Origin of the sequence: Brevundimonas sp. SGAir0440, from assembly GCF_005484585.1 — a bacterium.
Lineage (GTDB): Bacteria > Pseudomonadota > Alphaproteobacteria > Caulobacterales > Caulobacteraceae > Brevundimonas.
Map to the genome: position 1 here is coordinate 663720 of NZ_CP039435.1, position 14295 is coordinate 678014.

Sequence of the window (14295 nt, forward strand, 5' to 3'; positions counted from 1 at the left end):
TGCTGTGAACCAGAGACGCCGTGAAAATGGCGTTGAGAGCTAGGTCCACCGCTCGACGATTTCCGTCACCACAGCGCCCGCCGTCAACGTCGTCATTTGGCAGAAGCAGCCAACTGTCCCGCTGGCTCTTTGTGCACGCATGATCCTGCGACCATGCTCGCGGACGTCAGCGCATGGCTCCCATGGCTTCACACTTGAAACCGCCAGATCGAAATCCATCGAAGCCGGCCACGGAGAAGCAAACGCCAGGGCAGGCTGTATGTCCTCAGGAGTAAAGCGCAGTTGTGCCGCGCTCGGCGGCACGGCGGGCGTCAGCGCTTTAGCCGTCCATGGGGGGTGGCCGTCGTCGTCATAGCTGCTGACGCAGATGCCTCTGGCCCGGCCTGATCCATCGATGCCGACGAGAACGCCGTCGATCAGGGCTGGGTCGGCAGACACCGAATGCCCGGCCTGCAGCGCGGACATCATCGCTCGATGGGCGCCGACAACTTGTTCTGGGAAGGCGCGAACAAGGTCGTCAAAGCTTCCCTGGACCTGGGCCACAGCCACAGCCAGCAGAGCTCCAAACATGTCAGGGCCCCGGCCGACGAAAGCCGCAGATTGGTGCGCGGCTATTTGCACCTTCTGCTTCATAGCGATCATCGCGCCGTTCGGGCCGACCATCATGCCGTCGGTGAACAGTGTGGCAGATCGAGGCGCGAGATAGACCAGGGTCGCGGTCATTCGCTGTCATCCTGCGACGGCCTTGCTCGATCGCGGGTCGCCGCACCGGCGCTGTAAAGCACCGTGTTGACGACAAAGGTCGCGAACGCTGCGTTGATGCCTATCGACGTGGTCCAGGCCACCACCGCTGCCGTGATCGGGTCTGCGTGCGCGATGGCGGGGACCGCCAACAGTGGAACGAGCAAGCCGAAGAACAGCTTTAGCCGGCGGGTCATTTGCTCGGCTCCGAGCCTGTCGTCTTACGCATGGCTTCGGCGAGGCTGAACTTTTGGTTTGCCGGTTTCGGATGGCGTGTGGCAGTCGCCATAGCTTGTGCCAAGCTGTAGCGGAGCGGAGTCTTCTGGCTGTTGGTCTTAGACATCTGAGGGTTCCTCTATGGTCTGATCGTCTTGCGATGTTGTCTCGCGGCGAAGGGCCCCGCCTTCGCCTTCCCAAGTAGGGATAGCCTCGCGGCCGACCTTGAAGGTGGCTATGGCCTCCGGTGTCGCGCGTCGTTGGCGGTCCACCAACTGCATCGGCACTGCGCCTGTCTTGGCGAGCCGTTTCGCGGTGCGGGTAGAGACGCCCATCTGAGCGGCGATATGTGAGAGCCCAACAACCATCATTGTGGAGCCTCCACTGATGACCAGTCGATCTGCGCCATGCGGTCCAGATCCCAGATCGGCTGGTCTTCCCAGGCGAAGCCGTCCGGACGGCTGGCATCGATCTCGGTCAGGACTTCCGTCGCGGCCTCCATCGCCAAGGCTCTGAACATCTGGTCAGTCTGCTTGGCGGTCTCGATCGACGCGCCGTTCTCCCATGCGGCGAGAGCAGCGAAGGCGCAGATGCGATTGAAGTAGCTGACCAGCAGATTGACCGCGACGGGCATCAGCACATCGTGCTCGATCTGGGCGCCGTCTGTGCCGACAGCGGCAGAAGCGGGCGCGCCAGACACTGGGCTCGGGTTCAGGTCCGGTTTGCGTGGGCGGCCAGAAAAGCGGCCCAGACCGGAGTGCATCAGCAGGCGGTCGGAGGCTTCGACGCTGATCTTGCCATCGACTACGACGACCGCCCCGCGCGCCTCCCACTTCTGCACTGCGGCTTTGCTGACGCCGTGAAGCTTTGCGAACGCAGGCCTTGAGGCGAGGGTGATGCTCATGGGCGGCAACCTGCGGCAACCGGCAACCTCGGCGGCAACCGGCAACCGGCAACCGGCAACCGGGCGGCAACCGAGGCCCGATTTCCTCGAAGCCGTAGAACGCCGGGCCGCACTGGGTTTGAGATGGTCCGGCCGGGGTGGTCGCTATTCCCAAACCGGCAACCGGCAACCGGCAACCGGATTTTCACATCATAGCTAGAGAGATAACGCGCCCAGCCCGACCGTATTACCCCCGGCCCCTTGGGGAGGACCCGTTGATGAGGGGCGGTCGCAAGGTCAGTGCCCATGCGTGGCCCCCAGGCTATCGAGGGCTGGCTCCACGACCCGGCTCGCCAATGTCTCGGCCTCGCTCGATGTCATCGCGACCGGCGCCGACCTGAGCACGAGCAGGGCAGTATCGATCGACACGGGCCGATGGGCGGCCAGCGAAAGGGCGAGGGCGAAACGACCCTCAGCATATGGGCTCTGCATGATGCCGACGCGGCGCTGATCAACGACGTACCAAGACGCCACGTCCGACATCTGGTCGGTCATCAACTCAGCCGTTCGGCGATCCGGGGTCATACCAAGCCCTCGCGCTGGCCTGCGTCCGGAACACGGTATTCGATCTTCTCGGGCAGATCGGCCGGCGCTTCAGCCTTGAGGGGCGGAAGCTTCGTGGCTGACAGGCGTGGACCTGACACGCCTGCGCGGAACGGGACCGAAACGACGACGCGGGTGTCGATCTTTCGGCAGTGGTCCGTGACGACATTGTGGACCATGATGCCGGGCTTGTGGTGCTGGTATTTGCCATCCTTGACGCGCGACTGATCCCGAACACGGCTGCCGTCCTGGTGATACCAGAGGGGCTGGACAGTGTCGGACAAGATGCGTTCCGGCTGCGCGGGGAAATCACGGATCGGAGCTTCGACCGTCGGCAGTGGGGATGCCTCGGCAGGTGGGTTAGCGTTGGCGGCTTCGATTGCGGCGTCGGCGCCGACGACCATCTCCAGCAGCTCGGTGTAACGGCGCTGGATGTCCGGGTATTCCTTGGCCAGCTTAGCGCGCGCGGCTTTGCCCTGGGCCTCAGCAGCGGCATATTGAACTTGCTTCTCCGCATCGGCCACTGCGGCCTCAGCCTGCATCACAGCGGCTTCAGCGGCGGGGATCACCCGGCGATCGAAGGCCTCCACGAGGTCGCGGGCATCGCGCAAGCGGCGGGTCGCGTTCTCCAGCACGCCGTCGGCGGCATCGCCGTCTGCGGTGGCCGCGACCGTCTGCGCGCGCTCAGCGGCCTCAACCTCAGCGACGGCAGCGGTTTGCTTTGCCAGGGCGTTGGAAAGCCCGCGCAGCGCCGCTTCGTGGGTTTTGCGGGCAGCGGCGACCGGATCGCGTTTCAGGATGTCGGTGACGGCCATGTCGGTCCTCGTATTGGTGAGGTGAGCCTGCCGCCGCGCCTGTTGGCGCTCAATGCGATTGGACAAGATTGGACAAAGACCATCACGCGGCCTCGCCCTGTCGCCGGCGCGGGCGCCGCATCCACGCCTCGACCTCGGCCTGTTCGATCCGGTGCACATTGCTGGCGCCGGTCGTGGCGCTGGCCAGATTGCCGCGCGCGATGGCCTTGTAGACCGTGCCGGGCTTTTCGCCCGCGATCCGGGCGGCTTCCTCGACCGACAGCGTCCGCTGCAGCAGTTGCTCGATCTCAGTCAGGCGTCTGTCGATTTCGTCGATGGCGAGCGTAGGCAGCGACGCCCGCAGACTGCGGACCAACCCAAGGGGCCGATCCGCCGCGCTCATTCGGGGCGCCCAAAGGCTTCAGCCAGCTTTGTCAGCCCCTTGGGCGTGACCCTGACCTGCTCTGCAATGCGATCCGGCCGGCCCTCCCGGCGCAATCGGGTGATCTTGTGCTCAAGGTATCCGGCGGACACCTTCGACTGATAGCCCACCTCGCCAGACCCGCCCGCCCTGCGATAGATCCACCCTTGCCGGCGCAGGAAGTTGAACAGCCGCTTCGGCTGGACCTGCAGCGCCTTAGCGGCGTCGGTAATGCACAGAGATCCGTCGGCATCGGCTATGCGCTCCAGCGCCTGGACCTTTGGCGCATCGGCCGCGACCTGGGCGAGGAGTTTGGCTTTATCGCCGGCATAGTTGGACAGCAGGCTCCGCAGGACTTCCGGGTCACCGAGGTCCGGCAGCACCTGCCCGACGGTCTGTTCCAGCGCCTCCCATCGATCAATGATGCGAGCACGCAGCTCCGCGCGATAGCCGGACACCACGACCAGCGTGTCCCGCTTCGTCAGATCGTAGACGTGCGTAGGACGACCACCGTCAGCACGGCGATGCTCCCGGAGGGTTTCACGACTTTCTCGTAAAACCCCCTGATCGAAAAGCCGCCGAATGGTTGCGACCACGTCGTTGTGCCGCGAGCCGCAGACTTCGGCGATGTCGATGCTGGACATGGTTGGGGAAGCGTTAGGCGTCGGCAATGTGAGGTCCTCCGTCAAAGGCTCCTCCTTGCGGCCACCACTTCAGACGCCCACCCCGCACCTGCAGATGCCCGCTCTCTGTTTTCACGGCGCGCAGACTGGCCGGCTGAACCTGCCGCAGAAGATCGGTCTGCATTGGCGTATGCCGCCGGGATCAAGAGGGCGGCTCTGTTGTCAGCGATGGACTGGGCGATAGCGGCGTCGAAGAACTTCCAGCTGCGGATTGGACCGCGCTGCCGCAGAGCTGCTGCCCTGACCGCCGGCAGCACGTCGTGTTCCCAGGAAGCGCCGTCGCGGCGCCAAGCATGGATCCGGCCCGTCGTGGTCGCCAGCCCTGGCTGACGTGCTGGATCCAGATGAGCCGTGGCGGCTTCCTCGACCAGCATCGCGGCATGGCGCCGTGCATCGCCAGGCGGCCAGTCGCTTGGTCTGTCCATTTTGGTCGGCGGGAGGACTTCCCCCTCAAGCGGAGGCTGCCGTTCATGTTCGCTCGCGCGCACCACAACAGCGGTTCTTCTTACCGGTTCAGTTCTAACCGGTTCAAACGTAGTGAGCCCCGACACCCTGTCGGGTTGGTTTGGACAAGGTGTCGGGTTGGTTTGGACAGGATGTCGGGTTGGTTGAGCGCAACCCGACACGGTGTCGGCTTGTTCCCGGACCTCGGGATTTGGGGCAAGGGTGAGTTCGAGGAGGTCCGATGTGCGTGACCCATCCTTCCGCCGGCGGGCGGTTCTGGTCAGCCATCCGCGGTCCTCGAACGCCTGCAACGCTCGCTCGACGGATTTGACGGAGCAGCAGGCTTGGCGAGCCAAAGTGTCCTGGCCAGGGTAGCAGCAGCCGTCGGGCCCAACGTAGCTTGCGATCACCATCAGGATCGCCTTCTCGGTCGCAGTGCTGCAGGTCTGCTCAAGCGCCCAGTAGGAGGCTTGGTGGCTCATGTTCGCGCCTCCGACGGCAAGCGCGTGCTGCGGCCCACCACCGAGTGACGCGCAGGTAGCATTTGCGCGCACGTCTTCTGGGTGAGCACCTGATAGGCGGCGCCTTTGCCGGGCTGCTCCGTTCGGCTGAGATGCCCGGCTGCGCAGAGGCGCTTGAGCGCCCCTTGTACGGCGCGCTCACTGAGCGAAGTCTTTCGCTGAAGGTCGATCTCCCCCTCGCGGCTGGAGATCACCGCGATCTGGGCGACGCCGTCCTCGTTCGCTGCATCAGCGAGAGCTAGTAGGACGACCTTCTCGGTCGTGGGAATGTCCATCTTCCACACGTCGGTCATGATCGAGACGCTCATGCCACCACCTTCAGCGTGGGTCTGAGCCGCATGCTGTCGTCGAACTGACGCTGAGCAGCGGCCAGGTTATCCCGTGCCGCATCTCGCACATCCTCAATCTCGGCGGCCTCTAAAACACCATCCGCCTTTGCTGCGTGCACAGCTTGTAGAGCGCGGGACGCCGCAGCCGTGCTCATGACGGCGGACGCCAATGCACCACCGCCGGCGTCGTCGTGATCAGTCATCCGGCCGAAGGCGGCAAAGACCAGGGACTGGCCGCACACCTGTTCCAGCTTCCACACCTGCCCCCATGTGGGGAGATCTGAGGTCGCGGTGCTGATTAGCTGGCCGACGCGTTGGCGACTGACGCCGAGAAAGGCTGCTGCCGCTTCCTGGGTGCCTACAGCGTCAACCAGCTGGCTGAAGTGCGCCTTCAGCAGGGCGGGGTCGAAGTCGCTCATTGCCTTTTGCCAGGGCTGCGCAAGGTGACGGGCGACGACGGCTGGCCGAAGGTCATCTCACTGGTTTGGAGACTGAGATGTTGGACACTGCGAACAAGGGGAGCGAACCCACCGTCGAGATCTTGCGGGCTATCCGCCATGGCGTTGCGGCCGCAGCTTGTAGGGCTGCGTTCGGAGCCACCGGCGACGATAAGTGGGCGAAGGCGGCGTGCCACCATCGCGAAGTTTCCCGACGAGACCTGCATCAAGCAGCTGCCAAATCGTTGTTGGCATGACCGTCTCGGCTGATCCTCCGACGCTCCGCAATAATGGCGAGCGTATCGGCGGTGACACCGACGTAGCCTCGCTTTGCTGCGGCCCGGACGACGGACGCAAACCGGTCGGATGGGATCGAATCTCGCTGCCACCAGGAGAAGCCAGTTCGCTCGCCGACACCGACGTCGAGAGCCATGGCAGAGACGGTCGGCCACAGGCCGATGATTTCGCGGAAAGTCCTCATGCTGGCATGCTATGCGAAACGCGTAGATTTAGTCAATGCACATCGAATAATGATCTGCGCTATAGGAATGGCATGACCACTCCTGCCGACAGGCTGAAAGCAGCTCGCATCAAAGCCGGCTTCAAATCGGCGACCGCTGCGGCCAAGGCCTTTGGTTGGACCGAGAGCACCTATCTTGGCCATGAGAATGGATCTCGCGGTCTTCAGATAGATGCGGCTCAGAGGTATAGCCGGGCGTTCCGGGTTTCTTGGAACCACCTCATGACCGGCACCAAAGATGAGGCGAGTGAGGGCTCCCCAGGCACGCCGGTGCTGGGCCATCTAGGTGTCCAGACTGAAGCCGCTACCTCGGCATCGGAAGTGCCTATCCTGCCTGTAGGCGCTGAGGGTTACAGCTATGAGGAGCTTGCTGCCTATATCGCCGAGCCCGGACCGCCGACGACCTACGTGATCGTTTGCACGACCAAAGGCCAGCCAATCATGGTGGGCGACGAGATGCTCATTTCGGCGCCGAACGGCACCGCACGAGCGCTGACGACTTGGGTGATATCCCAGCGCGATGATGGATCAGAATGGTATGTGCCCTATAGGGGCGCGCATCCCGAAGAGACGGTTATGTCCCACGAGGATTTTTTCGCCATCGACGGGCTCGAGTTGGTCGGCGTCGTGGTTGCGGCCTACGAGGACAAAAGGCGCCGGAAGAGCATCGATGCGAGTGGCCTCTGGCGATAACTACGCATAATGCGTTGACAAGGCCTATGCACAACGCATAGCGTCTCCTCATGAACGAGGAGACGCTCATGTTGGTCGAAGCTCATAGCCCTACCCGCTGCGTGTCGGTCGCTGCCGACGCCCCCAAGCCCTGCCGCTTTTGCGGCGAAGCCCGACAGATCGACATCGATCCCGGGGCTCTTGATGTCCTATGGGCGATTGACGCCGATGGAGCGGTCATCCGCGACGAGAGCGGCCAGCCGATCGACGCGCCGGCTGAGGATATCGCCATCTGCAAATCGTGCGATGCCGTCGCGCCGCTGAAAATCTGGAACGCGAGCCCCGAGTGGATGGCGGCGCGCGCGGCGAGCATCGTGGCCGCAGATGCCGAATATGACGACGACGGCGTCTGGATCGGGGTGCGCCAATGACGTGCGCCTCCGATCTGAGACCGACCGCAGCTGAGACGGCTGCGGCCCTGGTCTTCACTACCGATGGCTATTCGGATGACGATGGCGTCGATCATGTCACCGCAGCCGTGAGATCAGTCGCGGCCGCCGAGGCGCAAGCATCTGAATGGGATGTGGCCGAAGCCGAGTATCTTCGCGCGGCGGAAGCCAGCGATGACGCCAGTGCGCTCGAAGTGTCTGCGACCACCGACGATGTGGTCGAAGAGCACGGGCCCGTTCACGACGCCTACCTCGAAGCTCGATCGAGGTTGATGCAAACGACTGCTCCACACTGGGCTGCAATCGGCACCAAAGCCGATGCCTTCCTGCGGATGTGGGGCGATGATGAAACCTCTCGCTACGCCCGGGCCGCGCGGCGCCTGGCGGAGGTAGCGGCGAAGATCGGGAAGGCCTTGCCTGACGCATCTGATCTGATCGACGTGATGTCGGCTCGCGGCCACGCTGAGCAGCTCTGCTACTACCTGGCTCACGATGATGACGGCTATCGAAACTGGGCGGTCAGCCTGGGCGGCGTTGGGAAGATCGCGTCGGAGGCCGAAACTATAGCTTTAGAGACACGGCAGTTGGCGCGAGGGAACGACGCACAGCTTGCCGTGAGCGCCACCGTCGTCGGTGCGGTCTGGTTCTCCGACAAGCGCAGCGAAGGTGACGACGTCGAGAACCTCTCTGACCAGATGTCGACGGCCATCCGTGAAGCAAGCCTTCGACGGCCGAGCGCCTCCACCACCGAGATCGAGCGGGCCGCTAGGGGAGAAGCCTGCATCGGGGAGATAGAAGATCGGGCGTTTGTTCGACGGCCCACCACCCAGACTGGGCTCGCCTTTCAGCTACTTGTCGCAGCCGGGGAGATCGAGGTTGCCCAGTTTGGAACCGTCGGGGAACAGAAGGAAGTGGCGGCCGAGAACATCAGAACGGCGTTGAGTAACGCGATCCGGTTGATGGGCCTGCCATTCGATTATCGGACAGCTGAGTTCTATCTCGGGAAGCGCCTCTGCGATTTGGACGGCCGTCGTCGTGCGGGTCTGCAGCAATGATTTGGGACCGCTCTGACCCAGTCGCTCCCTCGATCCCCTCCGAGGTGCGCGAAGCTTTCGTCCTGAACTTGTGCCTGACCTACGGTGCGCCGGACGATGTCGGGCCGGCGAACGCCTGGCATGACGTCGGCACGGATCTATGCCGGCTCGCCCTGCTGGACGAGATCGAGGCCGTACGCGGCTTCGATCTGACGGATGACGAGCGAGAAGCCGTCCGCACCGTCGGTGATGTGATCGCTCTGGCTGGAGCGAGCCCGCCATGATGTGCGTCCCTGATGGCCTCCTGGCGCTCCTGAGCCTCGCGCAGATCGAGGCGCTCGACGACCTCGAGCACAACTGCGATCTCATCTCGACGCGGCCCAGCGCCGCCGAAGTGAGGTGGACCCTCGAACGGAGCGGAGTCTCTAGTGAGATACTGGCCGCCTTCATCGATCCGAATCCTACCCCCGCCGCTGATGGTAGCCGAAGGGCACCACCGCTGCCGGAGCATCTGATCTGGGATCTGGAGCCCGGCCTGCATGCGGACGGTAGCGGCCTCTATCTCCGCGTTCAGCAGAGTGGGTCGCGCAGTTGGGTGCTGATCGACTTCGACAACCGTCGGCGCCGGGAGCGCGGACTGGGTGGCGCCCGCCTCGTGAGCTTGGACGAGGCCCGGCGCAAAGCGAGGGCGTTGAAGCAAGCTGGCGCCCGCCTAGGAAAACTGGACCACCGACACACCGAAGAGGTCAGGACGTGAGTATCACGGCAGCCAACAGCAATGTGAAGAAGGGCAAGGCGTCAAATCTGCCACCCGGCGCCAAGCTCGCCTACACCGTCGACGAGGCCGGCCCCGCCATGGGCGTGAGCCGGACCACCGTCTTCGACATGATCCGCAACGGCGAGGTGATGGCGAAGAAGCTGCGCGGCCGCACGATCATCACGCGCGATGAACTGCAGCGCGTTATTGACGAGGCGCCACCGGCACGGGCAGCTTGACTCGACTCACCCTGCGGTTGCCCGCTAGGAGGGCGCCGGAGGAGTGATTTATGACTGACGCGACAGCCGCTTTGCCCGGGACTGAGAACCAGCCGTTCGGAGAAGAAGAGATCGCCGCAGCCGAGGGGGCAACGGCTCGGGATGCGGCTCTCGTCGTCTTGAACTGGGCGAAAACGCACCGTCTGTTCGGCCGTCCCGCCATGGAGGACTCAGCGGAAGCGGTCGACGAAGACCCTCAGCTGGAACCGCAGCAGCTGTTTGCCGCAAACGCTGTGCAGGAGGTGTTCCGTCGGCGGGCGATCAATCTTATCGGATTCAACGAGTTTGACAAAAAGGTCGTCGTCTTCACCAAAGGAAAGCTGACCGCCGCAGAGCAGAAGCTCGTCCCTTTCCAGGCTATCCCTGGATACACCATCGAGTACGTAACAGGCGGCCTCGCCGACGTGAAAGGCAGTCCGCCGCCGCCGCAGCGGCACTATCCCTATGCTCTGCGTAATGGGAAATATACCTGCGGCAGCTCCGTCTACCCTGCCGATTGCATTGGTGCCGGAACATTGGGCGCCCTCACTCGGAAGCCCGATGGGAAGCTTTTCGGTCTGACCAACAACCACGTGACGGGAGCCTGCAACAATGCGCAGCCGGGCTTGCCCATCCTCGCGCCTGGCCCTCTCGATGTGTCGAATGAGCATTGCGATCCGTTCACCATTGGTCGTCATTCACAGCTGCTGCCGATCAACGACGGCATCCCGGAGAACATCGAGATTAACCTGAACGCCGATGCGGCATGCTTCGAGATCACCGATCAGGCAACGGTGTCCTCATATCAGGGCGATGCCTTCGATACGCCGGCGGAGGTCGGAACACCTCGGCCGGGAATGAAAGTCGAGAAGATCGGCCGGACCACCGGACACACTACCGGCGTCATCATCGCGCAAGCAGTCTCGCCGGTCCCGGTCGCCTACGCCGTGCAGGAATACAACGTGCGGAAAACGGTCTTCTTCGACAACGTGTTCGTGGTCCACAGCACTACCGGAGAGCCCTTCTCGAAGGCCGGAGACTCTGGATCGCTGATCGTGCAGACCGATCCCGATGGCGTGAAGCGCGCGGTTGGTCTTCTGTTTGCTGGCAACCCCAGGACCGGCGAGACGTTCATTCTGCCGCTCGCTGAAGTGCTGAAGAAACTCGACCTTAACCTTGTCTCAGGTCATAATGTGTAATGGTCGCGATCACCGCCGACACTGCCGCTAGACAGCTGGCATCAGAGCTTGCTCTGCCTCCCTCCAGAGGGAGTGTGTTCGCGTGGTTTGACCCGGCTGGAGCCAAAATCGTCATTCGAGCCGAGCGGAGTTGGCTGCGTCGCCATCCCGAAATCCCGAATACGTACCTCGGTTTCACGGTTGAAACTGACGAGCCTTCAGGCGCGGTCGCCTTTCGATCCAACCGTCGCTAGGCGCGCCGCATCTCGACCACCGTCCCGGTCTTCGGGCGGTCCAGATAGCCCGCCCAGGCATCCATCAGCTTGATGCGCTTCTGGAAGGCATCGCCGCGCCGGTAAGCGCGCTCCGTCTCGTCCCCGACCCTATGCGCCAGCGCCGCCTCTGCGACAGAGTCCGCGAAGGCCGTGCATTCCCCGGCCCAATCCCTGAAGGTCGAGCGGAAGCCGTGGACGCTGTAGGCGTCGTCACCCATGCGCTCGAGCAACGCGGACATCGCCGCCGTAGAGAGCGCCGCGCCGTCTGCCTTGGCGAAGATGAAATCCGCCTTCGGCATTTCCTCCATCAGCTCCGTCACGATCTGAACGGCGCGATCGGTCAGCGGTACCCGGTGCGCGACCTTCATCTTCATGCGGTCGGCGGGGACGTTCCAGACCTTGTTGACCAGATCCACCTCACCCGGCCGGGCGAAGATCGTCTCGCTCGTCCGGGCCGCCGTCAGGATGGTGAACTCCAGGGCGCGCGCGGCGAGCGCCGGGCGGGCGCGCAGACGGGCCATGAAGTCGGCCGCCGCCTCATAGGGCATGGCCGGATGGTGGCCTTGCGTCAGACGTTGCCGCTTCGGCAGCAGCAGGGAAAGGTGGCCCTTCCATCGCGCGGGGTTCTCGCCCTTCCGCAAGCCCTTCGCCTTCGCGGCGTCCAGAACCCGCTCGATCCGGCCGCGAGTGCGTGACGCGGTTTCGGGCTTAATCGACCAGATCGGCTTGAGCACGTCCAGCACGTCCTCGGTCGAGACCGCATCGATGGCCAGCGGCCGCAGGCGGGCGGCATCGACGGTCAGGCTCTGCTTCCACTGATAGAGGTGCTTCGCGTTCTTCCACTCCGGGGCCAGCGCCTTCAGCAGATCGTCCGCGACATCGCCGAAGGTCACGCCCTCAACCTGGGCTGCCTTCTTGGCCTCGATGGGGTTGATGCTCTTCGCCACCTGGCGCCGAGCTTCCTCGGCGATCTCCCGAGCCTCGGCCAGCGACGTGACCGCCAGACCACCGAGGCCCATCTGTTTGCGCGCGCCGCGCCATTGGAAGATGAAGGTCCAGCGCTTGCCGACGCCGCTCTTATCGACTTCCAGATACAGACCACCGCCGTCGGCATGAAGGCCGGGCTGTTTCGTCGTGGTGACGAAGCGGTGTGTCAGACGGTTGGTCGGTCGCGCCATAAGTAGAACGTAGCATGAACTCGCGTTCTTGGCGCGTTCTGCCTTACCCTAAAAGTTACCCTAAAAGCGGACGCGGCTTGCACCGCACCGCCACGGACACTTACGGACGACGCGCCCCGCAACGTCAATGGTAGCGGGCATCTTCTGGACTGATGTGAACCTTCTCGAATACAGGTCGGTGTTCCCTCGGCTCCACCAAATCCTTGCTCCACAAGGGTTTGGACGGAAACAGGCGATAAAACTGACACCACGCTGCTACACACGGCTTCCAAGCGACCGTCGAAAAAGCGTTCTCATACAGTTAGTTCACTGTCGCGAGACTGTAGCACCACCTCGTCGCACACACCGTTCAAACGGCCTCTTCAACCGTCCCCTCGGTCATCTGATGCTCGGCGTCGGCAATCGTCTGGCCTGATCGTTCGGGGATCGACCTACTATCTTCGGCTTCGTGTTCCGCGTTCGTTGGCCGGGATCATCGGCAAGACGGAGGTCATGAAGTCTCTCGGCACCGGCTATCGGGCTGATGCTGTCCGCAAAGCTCGGATCGTCGCAGCAGCGTTCGAGCAGCAATGGCGAGACATCGAAGCCCACGGCATTCAGCCTGTTATCCCGATTACGCCAGACCGTTCGAAGCTCGTGCCGACGACCCCGGCGTCACCAGCGGATAAGACGCTTCGCCAAGCGTTCGAACTGTTCCGATCCGATCCCGCGAAACAGCGCAGCCGGAAGACAGACCTCCACTATCTGAACCTCATCGAGTTGACGGTCGGACTTTGGGGCGAAAGTCGCACGATCCGCTCCATCGACCGTGAAGCGTCACGCGAGCTTCTCGATGTGCTCCTGTGGTTGCCAGCGAACGCCGAGAAGAAGTTTCCGAAGCTGTCGCCTCTCGCGGCTTCGAGGATGGCGAAAGAGAAGGGCCTGACTGGGCGGCTCTCGCCCGCCTCTGTTAACGGCTACATGTGCAAGTTCCGCGCGGTGATGAACTTCTGTCAAAACGAGGGTTGGATCGAACGGAACCCAGCCAAGGGGCTTCAGGTCATCGACCGGGTGAAGCGAAGGGATAAACGCCTACCATTTTCCACCGAGCAGCTACGCCTTATCTTCGATGCGCCGATCTACAGAGGTTGCGTTGACGATTGGGCCGGATACTCCACACCCGGTTACGCGCACCCACGTCGTGGCCGGTTCTGGGTGCCTTTGATCGCCTTGTTCTCGGGCATGCGAATGAACGAGATTTGCCAGCTTCACGTCGCAGACATTCATCGGCTGGACGATGTGGACTGCTTCTTCGTGACGGAGGGGCCGTCCGATGTGGACAACGGGAAACGCCTCAAGACAGAAGCCAGCGAGCGGTTCATTCCGGTCCACCCCGCGTTGATCGAGATCGGGTTCATGACTTTTGTTGAGCAGCGGCGCGAGGCTGGCGCGGTGCGCTTGTTCTCTGAACTCCAGAAGTCCAGCACCGGCTATTATAGCGACCCATTCTCGAAGTGGTTCAGGCGGTTCTTGGAACGCGCCGGTGCTCGCCGAGAGAAGACCTGCTTCCATTCGTTTCGGCACTGCTATCGCGACGCGCTCCGCGAGGCGCGCGTTGAGCATGAGATTGCACTTGCGCTGGGCGGTTGGTCGTCCGGAAGCGGGAACGAAGGCGGCGAGACTGCTGCCGCTTATGGGCGAGGCTACCGAGCCAGCACACTCTATGAAGCAATCGGGAGGGTCAGGTATGATGGGTTGGACCTCTCACACCTCTCTGAAATTACCATAGAGGGAGCTTAAGCGGCCCCAAAGGCTGCAACTCCCGTGCTTCAATCAAATTGATCGCAACAAATCAGAAGCTGAATCTCGGCATCAAAGCCTTGTTGAATCGGAGTCAAGCGGTTTGTGGAGCCTGTTTCGACCT

20 protein-coding genes are annotated in these 14295 nt (G+C 63.0%); 8 read left to right on the forward strand and 12 right to left on the reverse strand.

Features of this window, described 5'->3' with window-relative positions:
• Positions 1 to 39: 39 nt before the first annotated feature.
• From E7T10_RS03165 to E7T10_RS03215, 11 genes are all read right to left on the reverse strand, one after another.
• Entirely contained in the window at positions 40 to 723 is a 684-nt protein-coding gene (locus E7T10_RS03165) for a hypothetical protein (protein WP_137720690.1), read from the reverse strand.
• Positions 720 to 938 carry a hypothetical protein gene (locus tag E7T10_RS03170; RefSeq protein ID WP_137720691.1) on the reverse strand — a complete coding sequence of 73 codons (219 nt, stop codon included), beginning with the start codon at positions 936 to 938 and terminating at the stop codon, positions 720 to 722. The genes E7T10_RS03165 and E7T10_RS03170 overlap by 4 nt, the downstream gene beginning before the upstream one ends.
• 386 nt (positions 939 to 1324) lie before the next feature.
• Complete coding sequence (locus E7T10_RS03175) at positions 1325 to 1861, reverse strand: hypothetical protein (RefSeq protein WP_137720692.1); 537 nt, start codon at positions 1859 to 1861, stop codon at positions 1325 to 1327.
• A gap of 276 nt (positions 1862 to 2137) precedes the next feature.
• Positions 2138 to 2395, reverse strand: a complete 258-nt coding sequence (locus E7T10_RS03180; RefSeq protein WP_137720693.1) for a hypothetical protein — start codon at positions 2393 to 2395, stop codon at positions 2138 to 2140.
• A gap of 26 nt (positions 2396 to 2421) precedes the next feature.
• A complete protein-coding gene (locus E7T10_RS03185; RefSeq protein ID WP_137720694.1) occupies positions 2422 to 3258 on the reverse strand; it encodes a hypothetical protein in 837 nt (278 codons plus the stop codon).
• 82 nt (positions 3259 to 3340) lie between these two features.
• Positions 3341 to 3640, reverse strand: coding sequence for a helix-turn-helix domain-containing protein (locus tag E7T10_RS03190; RefSeq protein WP_137720695.1), 300 nt, complete (start codon positions 3638 to 3640; stop codon positions 3341 to 3343).
• Entirely contained in the window at positions 3637 to 4302 is a 666-nt protein-coding gene (locus E7T10_RS03195; protein ID WP_137720696.1) for a phage regulatory protein/antirepressor Ant, read from the reverse strand. The genes E7T10_RS03190 and E7T10_RS03195 overlap by 4 nt, the downstream gene beginning before the upstream one ends.
• A gap of 41 nt (positions 4303 to 4343) precedes the next feature.
• On the reverse strand, positions 4344 to 5267 hold the full coding sequence (locus E7T10_RS16090; protein ID WP_137720697.1) for a helix-turn-helix domain-containing protein: 924 nt from the start codon (positions 5265 to 5267) through the stop codon (positions 4344 to 4346).
• On the reverse strand, positions 5264 to 5614 hold the full coding sequence (locus tag E7T10_RS03205; protein ID WP_137720698.1) for a hypothetical protein: 351 nt from the start codon (positions 5612 to 5614) through the stop codon (positions 5264 to 5266). The genes E7T10_RS16090 and E7T10_RS03205 overlap by 4 nt, the downstream gene beginning before the upstream one ends.
• Positions 5611 to 6054 carry a hypothetical protein gene (locus E7T10_RS03210; protein WP_137720699.1) on the reverse strand — a complete coding sequence of 148 codons (444 nt, stop codon included), beginning with the start codon at positions 6052 to 6054 and terminating at the stop codon, positions 5611 to 5613. The genes E7T10_RS03205 and E7T10_RS03210 overlap by 4 nt, the downstream gene beginning before the upstream one ends.
• 244 nt (positions 6055 to 6298) lie before the next feature.
• Positions 6299 to 6553, reverse strand: a complete 255-nt coding sequence (locus E7T10_RS03215) for a hypothetical protein (protein WP_137720700.1) — start codon at positions 6551 to 6553, stop codon at positions 6299 to 6301.
• A gap of 72 nt (positions 6554 to 6625) precedes the next feature.
• Here E7T10_RS03215 and E7T10_RS03220 point away from each other — a divergent pair, with 72 nt between their 5' ends.
• From E7T10_RS03220 to E7T10_RS03250, 7 genes are read left to right on the forward strand one after another with little or no spacing between them, the layout of a single operon-like run.
• Entirely contained in the window at positions 6626 to 7285 is a 660-nt protein-coding gene (locus tag E7T10_RS03220) for a helix-turn-helix transcriptional regulator (RefSeq protein ID WP_137720701.1), read from the forward strand.
• A 50-nt stretch (positions 7286 to 7335) separates the two neighbouring features.
• On the forward strand, positions 7336 to 7695 hold the full coding sequence (locus E7T10_RS03225; protein ID WP_137720702.1) for a hypothetical protein: 360 nt from the start codon (positions 7336 to 7338) through the stop codon (positions 7693 to 7695).
• Complete coding sequence (locus E7T10_RS03230) at positions 7692 to 8768, forward strand: hypothetical protein (RefSeq protein ID WP_137720703.1); 1077 nt, start codon at positions 7692 to 7694, stop codon at positions 8766 to 8768. Before E7T10_RS03225 ends, E7T10_RS03230 begins: the two co-directional genes overlap by 4 nt.
• 44 nt (positions 8769 to 8812) lie before the next feature.
• Positions 8813 to 9031 (forward strand): hypothetical protein, encoded by a 219-nt coding sequence (locus E7T10_RS03235; protein ID WP_137720704.1) that lies wholly within the window; start codon positions 8813 to 8815, stop codon positions 9029 to 9031.
• Entirely contained in the window at positions 9028 to 9504 is a 477-nt protein-coding gene (locus E7T10_RS03240; RefSeq protein ID WP_137720705.1) for an Arm DNA-binding domain-containing protein, read from the forward strand. The genes E7T10_RS03235 and E7T10_RS03240 overlap by 4 nt, the downstream gene beginning before the upstream one ends.
• Positions 9501 to 9743 carry a helix-turn-helix domain-containing protein gene (locus tag E7T10_RS03245; protein WP_137720706.1) on the forward strand — a complete coding sequence of 81 codons (243 nt, stop codon included), beginning with the start codon at positions 9501 to 9503 and terminating at the stop codon, positions 9741 to 9743. The genes E7T10_RS03240 and E7T10_RS03245 overlap by 4 nt, the downstream gene beginning before the upstream one ends.
• Before the next feature lie 50 nt (positions 9744 to 9793).
• Positions 9794 to 10960 carry a hypothetical protein gene (locus E7T10_RS03250; protein ID WP_137720707.1) on the forward strand — a complete coding sequence of 389 codons (1167 nt, stop codon included), beginning with the start codon at positions 9794 to 9796 and terminating at the stop codon, positions 10958 to 10960.
• A gap of 229 nt (positions 10961 to 11189) precedes the next feature.
• On the opposite strand, the gene E7T10_RS03255 is transcribed toward E7T10_RS03250, so the two are convergent.
• Complete coding sequence (locus E7T10_RS03255) at positions 11190 to 12392, reverse strand: site-specific integrase (RefSeq protein WP_137720708.1); 1203 nt, start codon at positions 12390 to 12392, stop codon at positions 11190 to 11192.
• A gap of 462 nt (positions 12393 to 12854) precedes the next feature.
• Here E7T10_RS03255 and E7T10_RS03260 point away from each other — a divergent pair, with 462 nt between their 5' ends.
• A complete protein-coding gene (locus E7T10_RS03260; protein WP_371275995.1) occupies positions 12855 to 14171 on the forward strand; it encodes a DUF6538 domain-containing protein in 1317 nt (438 codons plus the stop codon).
• Positions 14172 to 14295 lie beyond the last annotated feature (124 nt).

Excerpts from the sequence above, each read along its gene's own strand:
- E7T10_RS03185 (WP_137720694.1), bottom strand. The coding sequence starts at position 3,258 with ATGGCCGTCACCGACATCCTGAAACGCGATCCGGTCGCCGCTGCCCGC.
- E7T10_RS03215 (WP_137720700.1), bottom strand. The coding sequence starts at position 6,553 with ATGAGGACTTTCCGCGAAATCATCGGCCTGTGGCCGACCGTCTCTGCC.
- E7T10_RS03195 (WP_137720696.1), bottom strand. The coding sequence starts at position 4,302 with ATGTCCAGCATCGACATCGCCGAAGTCTGCGGCTCGCGGCACAACGAC.
- E7T10_RS03190 (WP_137720695.1), bottom strand. The coding sequence starts at position 3,640 with ATGAGCGCGGCGGATCGGCCCCTTGGGTTGGTCCGCAGTCTGCGGGCG.
- E7T10_RS03165 (WP_137720690.1), bottom strand. The coding sequence starts at position 723 with ATGACCGCGACCCTGGTCTATCTCGCGCCTCGATCTGCCACACTGTTC.
- E7T10_RS03180 (WP_137720693.1), bottom strand. The coding sequence starts at position 2,395 with ATGACCGACCAGATGTCGGACGTGGCGTCTTGGTACGTCGTTGATCAG.
- E7T10_RS03250 (WP_137720707.1), top strand. The coding sequence starts at position 9,794 with ATGACTGACGCGACAGCCGCTTTGCCCGGGACTGAGAACCAGCCGTTC.
- E7T10_RS03240 (WP_137720705.1), top strand. The coding sequence starts at position 9,028 with ATGATGTGCGTCCCTGATGGCCTCCTGGCGCTCCTGAGCCTCGCGCAG.
- E7T10_RS03175 (WP_137720692.1), bottom strand. The coding sequence starts at position 1,861 with ATGAGCATCACCCTCGCCTCAAGGCCTGCGTTCGCAAAGCTTCACGGC.
- E7T10_RS03255 (WP_137720708.1), bottom strand. The coding sequence starts at position 12,392 with ATGGCGCGACCGACCAACCGTCTGACACACCGCTTCGTCACCACGACG.
- E7T10_RS03205 (WP_137720698.1), bottom strand. The coding sequence starts at position 5,614 with ATGAGCGTCTCGATCATGACCGACGTGTGGAAGATGGACATTCCCACG.
- E7T10_RS03170 (WP_137720691.1), bottom strand. The coding sequence starts at position 938 with ATGACCCGCCGGCTAAAGCTGTTCTTCGGCTTGCTCGTTCCACTGTTG.
- E7T10_RS03210 (WP_137720699.1), bottom strand. The coding sequence starts at position 6,054 with ATGAGCGACTTCGACCCCGCCCTGCTGAAGGCGCACTTCAGCCAGCTG.
- E7T10_RS03225 (WP_137720702.1), top strand. The coding sequence starts at position 7,336 with ATGAACGAGGAGACGCTCATGTTGGTCGAAGCTCATAGCCCTACCCGC.
- E7T10_RS03230 (WP_137720703.1), top strand. The coding sequence starts at position 7,692 with ATGACGTGCGCCTCCGATCTGAGACCGACCGCAGCTGAGACGGCTGCG.
- E7T10_RS03220 (WP_137720701.1), top strand. The coding sequence starts at position 6,626 with ATGACCACTCCTGCCGACAGGCTGAAAGCAGCTCGCATCAAAGCCGGC.
- E7T10_RS16090 (WP_137720697.1), bottom strand. The coding sequence starts at position 5,267 with ATGAGCCACCAAGCCTCCTACTGGGCGCTTGAGCAGACCTGCAGCACT.